11 protein-coding genes and 1 riboswitch are annotated in these 12,669 nt (G+C 50.9%); of the genes, 6 read left to right on the top strand and 5 right to left on the bottom strand.

All coding sequences use genetic code 11. The features are described 5' to 3' along the window. Positions 1–86 precede the first annotated feature (86 nt). Both clpS and AC5JO6_RS26660 read left to right on the top strand, forming a co-directional pair. Positions 87–368 (top strand): ATP-dependent Clp protease adapter ClpS, encoded by a 282-nt coding sequence (clpS, locus tag AC5JO6_RS26665; protein ID WP_496084070.1) that lies wholly within the window; start codon positions 87–89, stop codon positions 366–368. An 87-nt stretch (positions 369–455) separates the two neighbouring features. Beyond that, positions 456–1,268 carry a CPBP family intramembrane glutamic endopeptidase gene (locus AC5JO6_RS26660; RefSeq protein WP_496084137.1) on the top strand — a complete coding sequence of 271 codons (813 nt, stop codon included), beginning with the start codon at positions 456–458 and terminating at the stop codon, positions 1,266–1,268. A gap of 75 nt (positions 1,269–1,343) precedes the next feature. Here AC5JO6_RS26660 and AC5JO6_RS26655 read toward each other — a convergent pair whose 3' ends face one another. After that, positions 1,344–2,279, bottom strand: a complete 936-nt coding sequence (locus AC5JO6_RS26655) for a J domain-containing protein (protein WP_496084069.1) — start codon at positions 2,277–2,279, stop codon at positions 1,344–1,346. Between the two features lie 637 nt (positions 2,280–2,916). Between AC5JO6_RS26655 and AC5JO6_RS26650 the strand changes: the two genes are divergently transcribed. After that, positions 2,917–3,312, top strand: coding sequence for an SHOCT domain-containing protein (locus AC5JO6_RS26650; protein WP_496084136.1), 396 nt, complete (start codon positions 2,917–2,919; stop codon positions 3,310–3,312). Between the two features lie 86 nt (positions 3,313–3,398). Further along, positions 3,399–3,935 carry a ComEA family DNA-binding protein gene (locus AC5JO6_RS26645; protein ID WP_496084068.1) on the top strand — a complete coding sequence of 179 codons (537 nt, stop codon included), beginning with the start codon at positions 3,399–3,401 and terminating at the stop codon, positions 3,933–3,935. Positions 3,936–3,959: 24 nt separating this feature from the next. Here the strand turns inward: AC5JO6_RS26645 and lepB are convergent, their stop codons facing one another. Continuing rightward, positions 3,960–4,556: a signal peptidase I gene (gene lepB, locus AC5JO6_RS26640; RefSeq protein ID WP_496084067.1), complete on the bottom strand. Its 597-nt coding sequence runs from the start codon at positions 4,554–4,556 to the stop codon at positions 3,960–3,962. 149 nt (positions 4,557–4,705) lie between these two features. Continuing rightward, complete coding sequence (locus AC5JO6_RS26635; protein WP_496084066.1) at positions 4,706–5,413, bottom strand: ferredoxin--NADP reductase; 708 nt, start codon at positions 5,411–5,413, stop codon at positions 4,706–4,708. 32 nt (positions 5,414–5,445) lie between these two features. Further along, positions 5,446–5,679, bottom strand: a riboswitch (cobalamin riboswitch). A 495-nt stretch (positions 5,680–6,174) separates the two neighbouring features. On the opposite strand from AC5JO6_RS26635, the gene AC5JO6_RS26630 reads away from it, so the two are divergent. Continuing rightward, positions 6,175–8,646, top strand: a complete 2,472-nt coding sequence (locus AC5JO6_RS26630) for a tetratricopeptide repeat protein (RefSeq protein WP_496084065.1) — start codon at positions 6,175–6,177, stop codon at positions 8,644–8,646. Positions 8,647–8,900: 254 nt separating this feature from the next. Beyond that, positions 8,901–9,389, top strand: a complete 489-nt coding sequence (locus AC5JO6_RS26625; protein WP_496084064.1) for a GxxExxY protein — start codon at positions 8,901–8,903, stop codon at positions 9,387–9,389. 176 nt (positions 9,390–9,565) lie between these two features. Here the strand turns inward: AC5JO6_RS26625 and AC5JO6_RS26620 are convergent, their stop codons facing one another. Together AC5JO6_RS26620 and rimI are read right to left on the bottom strand one after the other, a co-directional pair. Beyond that, positions 9,566–12,040: an ATP-dependent Clp protease ATP-binding subunit gene (locus AC5JO6_RS26620; protein ID WP_496084063.1), complete on the bottom strand. Its 2,475-nt coding sequence runs from the start codon at positions 12,038–12,040 to the stop codon at positions 9,566–9,568. Between the two features lie 226 nt (positions 12,041–12,266). Next, positions 12,267–12,669 (bottom strand): ribosomal protein S18-alanine N-acetyltransferase (rimI, locus tag AC5JO6_RS26615; RefSeq protein WP_496084062.1); only part of this gene is annotated, 403 nt, incomplete at its 5' end.

The raw sequence follows: 12,669 nt of genomic DNA, 5'->3' as shown, positions 1-12,669 counted from the left end.
GCATTTACAAGCTCTAGTAAACATCTGTTAACATTGGAAAGCGTCCGTTTTCAATCGTCGTGAATTGCTTAGAGAGAGGATAAAAAGTGTCTGTCGAAACCATTGAACGGCGTTCAACGGTTCGCAAGCTCGCGCCCCGTTATCGCGTGTTACTCCATAACGATGACTACAACTCAATGGAGTATGTAGTGCAGACTTTGATTACCACCGTTCCTAGCCTGACTCAACCCCAGGCAGTGGACATTATGATGGAGGCTCATACCAATGGGCTAGCTTTGGTGATTACGTGTGCACAAGAACATGCGGAATTTTACAGTGAGACTCTTAACAGTCACGGGCTAAGCAGTACGATCGAGCCTGATGAATAGCACCTCTAGAGCATCTTGAAGCAGGTGTTGACTCAGCTTGTACGATACCCAGCTCCGATCAGAATTGCTGCCTTCCTTTTGACATTGGTGTTGGTTTGGGTGCCGATCGCTGCACCAATTTACTGGCTGATTAACGACACCAACACCGTTAGCATTCTGACCCTGCTCTTACTGTATGCAGAATTCATTCTTCTAGTGCGTTTGTGGGGACGGTGGGTTTACCGTCAGCCTGGTTTACTTTGGCTTTACGGGCTAGAGTTTTCTCGGCGCATGGGTTTAGAATTGCTAGCTGGTCTAGGGATCGGCAGCTCCAGCGTGGCTGTACTGTTCATCACCCAGAGCGCTTTTGGGTGGGTAATGTGGCAACCGTTTTCGATCGTGGTGCTGCGAGTTGCTTTAGAAGGACTACTGGTGGCTTTGGGCATTGGTTTTGCGGAGGAGCTGTTCTTTCGGGGATGGTTGCTGGATGAACTGCAACGTGATTACCGCTTGTCGATCGCGCTTGTGGTCGATGCGACAGTCTTCGCTTTAGTGCATGGGCTGAAGCCGCAGTTTCCAGCCTTATTTTTAATGGCAGTCACGCTGATTTTGGCGAAGCGATCGTGCGCTGACTCTAACGACGCAGCAGGCTTTGATGGTCAGAGGTGGGGGCACCCGATTCTGAACACGCCTCGTGGACGCTTGGGGTTGCCAATGGGGCTACATGCAGGCTTGGTTTGGGGTTACTACGTTGTGAACGTGGGGCAACTCATCAAATATGCTCCGCAAGCGCCTGAGTGGTTGATAGGCTTTGATCGGAACCCACTCGCTGGAGCGATCGGTTTCCTGTTCCTTACTGCTTTAGCGATAGGGCTTTGGCGTTATGGTCGTAGGCTACAGGTATCGGAGCCGCGATCGTGATGATCTGTAGGACTGCGATCGCGCTCTTGCATTGCTTCTACATACAGCTTTTAACAGCGTTAGACGCAACAGACACTACTTTTTAGACCGAAATAAGCCAAACAGCCCGCCATTCTTGGCAGCTTGATTGCCTGGTTGAGCTTTTTGAGTGTTGCCGTTTTGCTGTCCATCGATTGGGGCAGCAATTTCAAGACCAAGCTTGGGCGCAAATCTGCGGGCTAATGGGTCTTGAGGATTTAGCTTTAGCGCCTGACGAAGGTAGACTTTTGCCATGCTTTGGAGATTCTGCTGGAGGTATGCAACGCCTAAAAGGGCATGGTACTCGCTTTTGCCCGCTTCAATCTTGATGGCATCCCGTAGTTCTTGCTCAGCTTCTTTCCAGTTGCTTTTCTTCATGTATTCTTGCGCTCGTCGGTAGTGGCGCTGAGCATAACTTTCAGAGCTAGTTTCGGTATCAGCCGGGGTAAATTGGATTGGCTTTGCCTCGGCGGCAGAGACCAGTCCTGTAGGCTTTTCGCGCATGAGCACGTCGCCCATTTTGAGCTGTAAGTAAACCAGGTTTAGTTCAATGAGCTGTTGAGTGAGCGGTTCAAATTGATCGAGTGGTTGATACTGCGCTTCGGCAAGTTGGGCGATCGCCTGCTCGTAAAAGATATCAACACCATTAATCGGCTGCTGTGTCAGTTGACATGCCAAGTCACTTTGAGGAGTGAGGGGCGTAATGCGGTAAAGCCGCCTTACCTGAAGTCGCAGCAAGGAGACATTCTCTTTACGACCTTTCTCTTGCTTCAGCTTTTGGTAGGCAGGGTTGACCAGCCGCGCAAAAAGCTGGCTTGCCATATCTTTAGCGGTGTCATCTTCAGGGGTGTAATGATCAGGATGGAGTAGCTTTGCAACCGTGCGGTAACGCTTGAGTACGCGGCGATCGTCAGCAGCAAGCGAGACCCCTAAAACGGCGTAGGGGTCAGAGAAGTTGGCTAGCCATTCTGAGGGAAGCGTACTTTGCGACATCAACCAAGTAACCCTAGAAGACTTTAAAAACCAGTACAGTTAGACATCCACTGCACACATTCAAGCACTGAATTTCAATACGCGTTGCCACTCGTGCGACAAACAGATGGCTTTTAAGAAACGTTTAAGAGCAAAATTGTCTCCACTAAACAGCTTGCTTAGCGCTAGTAGCCGACGAAAACAAGCACCGACTAGAACCCTAACAACTAGCGTTTGTGCAGTCAGGCTGTATCGCTTTAGGCTCTAAACTGGTGAGACTTTAGCGTGATTAACGGCTTAACTAAGCTGGGGCAGGCGAGGCTTGAACGTATTAATTGAGTCGCTGTTCGATCGGGATTATCATTACCTTACTGTACATCGACGGATTGAACCGGACAGATCTCAAAATGCTACCGCTTCGCTACGATTTGGGTTGCTTAACCAAAACACTATGGCGCATGAATAAGCGGAAGCACCCGTCAGGCAATGGCAGAAGTTGCCTGCTGTTGGTGTCATCTCCGCTTGAGAGTCAATATGATAGAAGTAACGGTGTTGGAGTGGGCATCCTTGCCCTTCTACCGATAGATACCTGATGGATTGGGTGTCATTCCTTACAACATCATAAATCTGAATGCAGCTATTTTGGGGTGAGACTGGCATGTTGGATAAGCCAAGAAATCGAAAGGTTGCTGCTGCTTTGGCGTTTGCTGGAGCTGTAGCGCCGATCGGTGCAGGGCTGCACAAGTTTTATGTCGGTCAACCACTGTGGGGCATTTTGTATTTGCTCCTGTCGATGACACCGATTCCGCGCGTTGCCAGCGCGATCGAAGGTGTTTGGTATTTGACCCAAGGCGCTGATGAGTTTGATCTAAAATTCAACGAGGGCGTTGTTTCTACCGTGAAAGTTGTGTCGAGTACAGAGAGCGTTGACCCAGGACAAATTAGTGCTGTTGCTGATGCTGTCCGTCAACTTGATCAACTCCGTGCTGATGGGCTAATTTCGGAGTATGAGTTTGAACAGAAGCGCCGCCAGTTGCTCGATCGCATTACATAGCCGTTCGCTATTGGTGGTTGGTCGTTCGTAAGGTCAACAGCCACTCTAACTTTTAGCCTTTATCCTTCATTGTTTATCCTTCTCCAATGCCTCTCCCTCGCTGGTTTTCAAGTGCTGGTCAAACTCGTCAGCCGCCGCAGATAAAAAGATTCAGCGATCCGTACTACCGCTTTCAATCAGTGGCAGAACTTGAGCTTGCGGCTAAGTTGGGGGTCAAGATTGACGTAAATCAGGCAGGTGTGGATGATTGGCTGCGGCTTCCAGGTCTATCGATTCATCAAGCGCGATCGCTCGTCGAACTAACTCAAGCGGGATTACAGCTCCATTGCATTGACGATATTGCCGCTGCGCTGAGCTTGCCCATACCACGGCTCAAGCCATTGGAACCAGTCCTCCAGTTTTGTTACTACGATGCTGACAGCGTTGCTACGGTCAAACCTGTCAATCCAAACATGGCGACGATCGAAATGCTGATTCGCATTCCGGCGGTTGATCTGTACCTGGCACGGGCGATCGTCGCCAACCGTACTGTGAGTCCTTATCGCAATCTCGTCCATTTTCAGCGACGACTAGCCCTCTCCAGTCAGCTAGTGGCTGAGCTGATGCATTACCTCAAGTTTTGAGCCGAAACTCCCAAAATACCTTCTTTACGGCGTTGGTTTGATTAGCCCAATCCGTTTAAAGGGATAAAAGCGCAACCAGGCGCGACCGATAATGTTTTGCTGCGGCAGAAAGCCCCAAACGTGCGAGTCATTGCTGTTGTTACGGTTGTCGCCCATCACAAAAAACTCACCGTCTGGCACCACTACGGGTGGCAGCGTGTAGCTAGGTGGCGCGGCAATATACGGCTCCTTGAGCGGTTGCCGATCGACATAAACCGTTCCATTTTTGACCTGCACCGTTTGCCCTGGTTGACCAATGATGCGTTTGATAAATGCCTGATCTTTGGTGTAGCCCTGGATCTGAAGCTGCTGGGGTGGATCAAAAACGACGATTTCGCCAAACGTGGGGGGACGAAGGCGATATGAGAGTTTTTCGACCACGAGGCGATCGCCTACCTCCAATGTCGGCAGCATCGAATCAGAGGGAATATAGCGTGGTTCTGCCACAAACACCCGAATCAACAGTGCCAAAATCAGCGCAATAATTAGGATTTGTATGTTTTCCCACCAGGTTCGCCAGCGCGGTGAGGTAGGCGGCACAACAACTGGAACCTGCGGTTCAGAGGTTTTTTCAGAGGTCATAAAGGTGTGGCTTAGACAGCGGACATTAGACGTGAGGCACATAACCACAGATCGCCCTTTTGATTTAGGCAAGTCTGCGATCTAGAGTCTTTAGTCTAATGTCCAGATACCCTTTATTCTCGCAAGAGCCATTGTTAGAACGCAATAAGTTAGAACGCAATGAACTTTTCCGATCGCAACTGGTCATTCCTCGCGCCTAGCGACAGCATAAACTCCTGAAGCTGATCGGAGCGATCGCCCACCGCGCAGATGACAATCTCGAAGTCTGCCAGATTGAGCCTCAACCCTGACACGATCGCTTCAGGGCATTGGGCGATCGCCTCTCGATACTCGAAGGCTTTCCAGCTTTGTTGCAGGCGCTGCCAGTGCTGCTGATACGGTAATTGGTCCGTCGTTTCTGGGTTTGCTTGCACTAGCCAAACAGGTTGCCGATAGCCGCATTCGTGCAGCCAGTCGATTTGGCTTTTCAGTGGCGCGATGCCTGAGCCTTCAGCAATATAGAGGCGAGGACGTTGAGGCAATTCGCTTAACGTCATCAGTCCATAGGGACCACGTAGAGGCAACGACTGCCCGATCGCCAAATCTTGTAGAAAGGCAGAACTCCAGCCCACACGCGAAACACAGAGTTCAACTTCAGGACAATGAGAGGGTGAAGAGGCGATCGAGTAGATCTTGCTGAACTTGCGACCATCGCGTTCAAATTTGGGCCACACTGACTGTCCTGGCAAAAAACTGAAGTCATCTCGATCCAGCCGCAACCGAATCGCTTTGATGGTTGGTGTTAACGAAACAGAATGAATGACCGTAGCGCTGTAATCCGCCGTAGGCGATCGGCGCAGAACGTCTAAACTTTGCATTGTAAATCCTTACCTGTGCGTCGCAGGCATGATGGTGTATGTCGCTTCAGGCAGGCATTCTGACTTTGGAAAGGATAAAGGATGAAGGCTAAAGGCTAGAAGTTATCTCCCTTTTTATCCTTTAGCTCTTAGCCTTTCGCTTCACAGTTGCGGCACAGTGCCGGACTTTTTTGCACGCTGCAAAATCACCGGGCTTTCCCCAGACGAGATCATCTCTCGTCCTGTCTGGGCTGACTCCCCAGACAACCTGAAGTAGCTTGGGTATTGTAGCCTACGGTGCAATCTTTTAACCGATCGCATTTCTCTTTGACAAGTGCTTAAAATCTAGAGAGTGGCTCATGCGGCTCGACTATGTGAACCCGGACGATCAGGTGTTTTACTTGAAGCGTCAGGTAATGAACTTGGCACATCAGGTTTGGCACTCAAATGGTCAAGCTTTGAACTCAAATGGTCAAGCTTTGAACTTGAAGCGTTGAGTTCGGAAGTCGAATCGTCAAGCTTAGAACCTGGAAGGTCGAGCTTTTAGCTTGAATCGTCGAGTTCAGAACTCGGATTGTCAGGCTCAGAAGTCAGACGTTGGAGCTTTTAGCTCAATTGGTCGTGTTCAGAACTCGAAGGGTCAGGATCAGAACTCGGAGCAGCGGGTTTGGAGGACGATCGCTCAGGATCAGACGCTGAATTGGCTTGAGTTGGTTGGGTGAGATGTGGGAACAGGCAGCAGTGGGGCGATCGCGATCAGGAAAAGTCAGGAGAAAGACTGAGTGGATGCCATTCTTAAGTTCTTGAGCAGCAATAAAGACGCACTCCTGGTTGTGATTGCGGGCATCACAGTAACGCTGACTCTATTCACGCTGCTGTTTGGTTCTGGCTTCCTGGTGGCGTTCTTTAAGTCGATCGCTGCTTACCTGCAACAGCGCCGCCATCCCCGGATTCCACCACTCGACACCTTTCCGTTTGAGGTGATTAAGCCCAACAGTGATATTTTGAAAGCCGTATTTGGCGGAGCGAGGGACAATCCGCTTGCTGATCGCAACATTCGCTATTTGCAACGGGTGGCAGACCGAGATATTCAGCAGGAACTAGAAGCGCAGCTAGAAGAGTCTCGCTGGGTCATCATCCTGGGTGAGACAGGATTGGGCAAAACGCGGGAAGCCGCAGAACTGGCTCAGAAATATAGCCGCAGGGGTTGGACGGTTCTCAGGCTGAAACATTCGGAACTGCTGGATGAGCCGTATCAGTTTCCGATGGAGCAGGTTGGCAGCGATCGCAAGCTGCTGTTTTTCCTGGATGACCTGAACAAGCTGATGTACAAGCGGGGCGAACTGCTGAAGGATGACCCGCGACAGTTTCGAGATTTGCCACCCCAGGAGCGATTGCGCCTGACGCTGGAGTACTATGAGCGCTTTTGCCGTCCCGAAGAAATCCGCATCATCGCCACTGCCCGCAATGAAACTGTTCCCCAGTACAATGAGCCGATCAGCGAACTCGACAAGCTCGGTTTCGACCAGCATCCCAGGCTATGGCAGAAATTTACACGCTATCTTCTGGTCAAACCAAGCGATGCTGCCATTATTCAACTGATTCAAGCAACGGTAGAGCAGACAGACATTACCGCTAATCCCGATGAGTATGCTCGTTTAGCCAGACGGAACGATCGCACCTTCCGAAATATCCAGTTGAACCTGCAAACGGCAAAAGATGAGGGGCGGGCACTCACCCTGGATACCTTTCGGGAGTCGTTGCGGGAAAACTGGGAGGCAAAATATCGCAAAGCCAGACGAAAATACCCGATCGCTGCCGTAATTTATGACGCGGTTGAACTGCTGCGGGCGGTGAATGTCGAGCTACACGATTTCACGGTCATCGCCACCACACAAATGCTGGCAGGCGGGAACTTCCTTCAGCGGCTCCAGCGCTGGCAACCGATTCGTCGCGCCCTTCATTATTTGATCCACGACGGCAACAGCATTCTGGAACCCCGCGATGGTCAGGTTGAAGCAAAGGGAACCTCGGTAGCGGTGGCTGAAAACATCCCTCGTCTTTCGCGTTTGCTATTGAGGTTGAGCGATCGTCATTCACAAGTGCTTGTCTCACTGTATAGCTTCGCTGTTGCAGCCAACGGCTTGAAATGCTGTCGAGAAAGCTTCACCAGCTTGAATGAACTCCTCAAAGTTGTCCCTCATGTGGACTTCATCTGGTTTCAAAGAGGGAATTCTCTGACTCAGTGGGGGAGTTTACTCAAGGATTCGGGACAAAACCAACAGGCATCGGAAAAATTCCTAGATGCGATCGCCAGCTATGACCAAGCGATCGCCATCAAATCGGACAAACACGAAGTTTGGCACGGTCGGGGCAATGCACTGGACGAACTGAAGCGCCACGAAGAGGCGATCGCCAGCTATGACCAAGCGATCGCCATCAAATCGGACAAACACGAAGTTTGGCACGGTCGGGGCAATGCACTGGACGAACTGAAGCGCCACGAAGAGGCAATTGCCAGCTATGACCAAGCTCTCGCCTTTAAACCAGACTATTACGAAGTCTGGAGCAATCGGGGCACTGCGCTGTACAAACTGGAGTGCTACGCGGAGGCAATTGCCAGCTATGACCAAGCTCTCGCCTTTAAACCAGACTATTACGAAGTCTGGAGCAATCGGGGCACTGCGCTGTACAAACTGGAGTGCTACGCGGAGGCAATTGCCAGCTATGACCAAGCTCTCGCCTTTAAACCAGACTATTACGAAGTCTGGAGCAATCGGGGCACTGCGCTGTACAAACTAGAGTGCTACGAAGAGGCAATTGCTAGCTATGACCAAGCGATCACCATCAAATCAGACAAACACGAAGCCTGGTATGGTCGTGGCATTGTGCTGAGCAACCTGAAGCGCCACGAAGAGGCAATTGCAAGCTATGACCAAGCGATCGCCATCAAACCGGACGAACACGTAGCCTGGTATAACCGGGGCGCTACGCTGATGAAGTCAGGTGATTATAAGAACGCCATTCAGAGCTTTGACATGTCGCTGGAGTTCCTGCCGGATGATGCTGGCGCTTTCTACAACAAAGCTCGCTGTTTTGCCCTTTGGGACAAGGTTGAGGAGGCAGTTGCCAATCTGCAACGGGCAATTGAGCTGAACCCTGACAAATACCGAGAGATGGCAAAGACGGACGCTGATTTTGATGGGATTCGAGGCGATGGGCGGTTTCAGGCGTTGATGGCAGCGGATGGGTAACGGATGAAACGGATAAGCAGGGCAGCAGATGAGTAGCGGATGAAACAGATAAGTAGTCTGTTAGTCTGCCTAATTTGCCATCATTCCCTATCCGTTGCCAACAACCCATCCGCTTCATCCGTTAACATCCGTTGCTCACTATCCCCCAACGACCCATCCGCTTCATCCGTTGACATCCGTTGCTCACTATCTCCACCCGTTAATCACTGCTTTCCCCAGGGAATCCTCAAGAAAGAGGTCATCAAGCATGTATTGTGAGCAACCCGCCAAGCACATCTGCCATTCTCCATCAGGACATTACTTATCGCATTATTGGTGCAGCGATGCGGGTTCATCGCCGGATGCCACGCGGACTGAGAGAACAGCACTACCAGAAAGCATTGACGGCTGAAATGCTTCAGGATGGACTGGTTGTGCTGGAAGAGTATCATCTCGAAATTTATGACGGTCAAACCTGGCTTGGGAGACTGTATCTCGACCACTGGGTTAATGAGTGCGTCGTTGTAGAAGATAAAGCAGTATCACACATTATGGGAGATGTAGAGATTGCTCAGGTAATTGCATATTTAGCAGCAACAAAGGCACAAGTTGGATTACTCCTCAATTTTGGACGATCGCGCCTGGAATACAAACGCATTCTGCCGCCCACGGCAATAGAGGAGTGGCAGACCCAAGTCACCAAATATCTGTGGAAACCAGAGCAATTTGGCAACGGATGGAAAACAGATGAAGCAGATAAATAGTTTATTTCTCATCACTCATTTATCTATTTCCAGCTCACTCATCCGTTTCATCCGCTTCCATCCGTTGCTTCATCTCTCCTGTCCTCAAGCATGGTCGTTTTTCACAAACGCTCTATAAACAAAAACGGTAGAGAGACAATGCTCTCTACCGTTTTACTATCTAAGCAATTTCGGAACTATTCAACGGCTTGAGGCAAGAGTTCCCGCTTTTCGCCTTGTAGCACCTTCACCTGACCATCGCTATCCACATCAACGACAGCAGTGTCGCCATCCTTGATGCGGCTAGAAAGGATTTCCTCTGCCAGCGAATCTTCCAGCAAGCGCATAATGGCTCGGCGGAGTGGACGAGCACCGTAGCTAGGATTGTATCCCTCTTCGACTAAACGATCTTTGAATCGTTCAGTGACCTCTAAGGTAATACCCTGCTCACGCAAGCGACCGAAGACCTCGTTCAGCATGATGACAGCAATCTCTTTCACCTCGTCCTTCGACAGTTGGCGGAAGACAATGATTTCATCAAGGCGGTTGAGGAACTCAGGGCGGAAGTACTGCTTAAGCTCTTCGTTGACCAAGGAACGGATGCGATTGTACTGAGATTCGGCGGCATCACCTGCTGCTGAGAACTCGAAGCCCAAACCACCGCCACCTTTTTCAATCACCTTAGAACCAATGTTGGAGGTCATGATAAGCAGGGTGTTCTTGAAGTCCACCGTACGACCTTTGGCATCAGTTAGGCGACCGTCTTCCAGGATTTGCAGCAGCATATTGAAGACATCAGGGTGTGCCTTCTCGATTTCGTCGAACAGGACGACGGTGTAAGGACGACGACGAACGGCTTCGGTAAGCTGTCCACCTTCGTTGTAGCCGACGTAACCTGGAGGCGAACCGATGAGTTTGGAGACCGTATGGCGCTCCATATACTCCGACATATCCAACCGGATCATGGCTTCTTCAGAGCCGAAGAAGTAGGTTGCGAGTGCCTTGGTCAATTCAGTTTTACCAACCCCGGTAGGACCAGAGAAGATAAAGCTTGCGATCGGTCGGTTCGGATTTTTCAGACCAACGCGAGCACGGCGAATGGCACGAGAAACGGCTCTCACGGCTTCTTCCTGACCAATCAAGCGCTGGTGCAGAGTATCTTCCATGTGAAGCAACTTCTCGGACTCGGACTCCGTGAGCTTGTTGACCGGAACACCCGTCCACGAAGCAACAATATGGGCAATATCCTCTTCATCCACAATGGGAGAAGCGTCGTTGCCCGTCGATTCGTTTTTCTTGGTTTGAGCGATCGCCCGAATCTCGGCTTTGATCTCCATTTCGCGATCGCGTAGTTCGCCAGCGCGATCGAAGTTTTGAGAACGAACCGCATCATCCTTGTCTTTGAGTACTTGGCGCAGCTCTTTGTCTAACTCCTTGGCTGCTGGGGGCAGTTGGGAATTCATCAAGCGCACCCGCGAACCGGCTTCATCAACCAAGTCGATCGCCTTGTCCGGTAGAAAGCGATCCGAAATGTAGCGATCTGAAAGCTTTGCTGCCGCTTCCAACGCTAGATCTGAGATCTTCAACTTATGGTGCTGTTCGTAGCGTTCACGGAGACCACGAAGGATTTCAATGGTTTCGTCAACGCTCGGTTCACCCACTATCACAGGTTGGAAACGACGCTCAAGAGCAGCATCGCGCTCAATGTGTTTGCGGTACTCATCCAGCGTCGTAGCACCGATGCACTGAAGTTCACCTCGAGCCAAAGCAGGCTTGAGGATGTTTGCAGCGTCGATCGCGCCTTCAGCCGCACCTGCACCAATCAGCGTGTGAACTTCGTCAATCACCAGGATGACGTTCCCAGCGGAGCGAATTTCATCCATGATCTTCTTCAAACGCTCTTCAAACTCACCTCGGTATTTGGTGCCTGCGACCAGCAAACCAATGTCCAAAGTGACCACGCGCTTGTCTTCGAGGATATCTGGGATATCGTCATTGGCGATGCGTTGAGCAAGACCCTCCGCGATCGCGGTCTTACCCACACCTGGCTCCCCAATCAGAACCGGGTTATTTTTGGTACGGCGACCCAGGATTTGAATCACCCGTTCAATTTCTTTCTGACGACCCACAACCGGATCTAGTTTGCCATCAGCTGCCATTTGAGTCAGGTTTGAACCAAACTCGTCCAGCGTCGGCGTTTTAGTGCGCCCCTGACTACCACCTGAAGTAACCTCTGCGGTTTCGCCTAGCATCCGGATGACCTGAGTGCGCACCTTTGAGAGGTCAACGCCCAGATTTTCCAGCACTCTGGCAGCAACACCTTCGCCTTCGCGGATTAAACCGAGAAGCAGATGTTCAGTACCAATATAGTTATGACCAAGTTGACGGGCTTCTTCTAGAGAGAGCTCCAGAACCCGCTTTGCTCGTGGCGTAAAGGGAATCTCAACAGCAACGAAGCCAGAGCCTCGACCGATGATTTTCTCTACTTCAATGCGGGCATCTTTGAGATTGACACCCATCGATTTCAGCACTTTGGCGGCGACGCCGGTCCCTTCTCCAATCAGACCCAGGAGGATCTGTTCAGTACCCACAAAGTTATGTCCCAGGCGGCGTGCTTCCTCCTGGGCAAGCATGATCACCTTAATGGCTTTTTCTGTGAAGCGTTCAAACATGGCGTATTCCTGTCACCTGCTGCTTGCCGGTAGAGTTGATTCTATCATAGACGATTTGACTGGAGGCTTGAGAAATGCCACCAGTCGATCCGTGATCACCGTACCGTGCAACGGGGATCGACCATTTTAGAGCTGCTACGAGGTGTGATTGTCAGTGGAAAGCGGCTGTCAAGTCAAGCAGGATTTCTTAATCTTTTCAGCATTGAAGCTTAAGCACTGGAGGCTCTCAATCAATGGTTGACTGCCAACCAGATGTGCAAAGACGATCGCAAACCTGCTGTTGCCAGACCTTGAGGCGCTCAGAAAATGCGGGCGTTTGTATGCCTCCATGCCATAGCACGAGAGCATCTTCGCCATCGTCTGGGTAGTAGCGCCGTCTGCGACCCGCTTCACGAAAATCAAATTTTTGATACAAGGCGAGCGCTGCGTGATTAGAAACTCTTACCTCCAAGGTGGCTCGTTCTAGCCCGCGCTGATAGGCGGAGGCTAACAGCGCGTAGAGTAATGCCTGCCCCAACCCCTGACGGTGATGCGCGGGATCGATGGCTAGCATGGTGATATGCGCCTCCTCAAGAATTGCCCAGTAACAGCCGAGACCGAGGAGCATAGAAGCGTGGGCAGCGTGGGAA

Source organism: Tildeniella sp., assembly GCF_059505325.1.
This window is presented reverse-complemented; position numbering and strand designations above follow the sequence as displayed.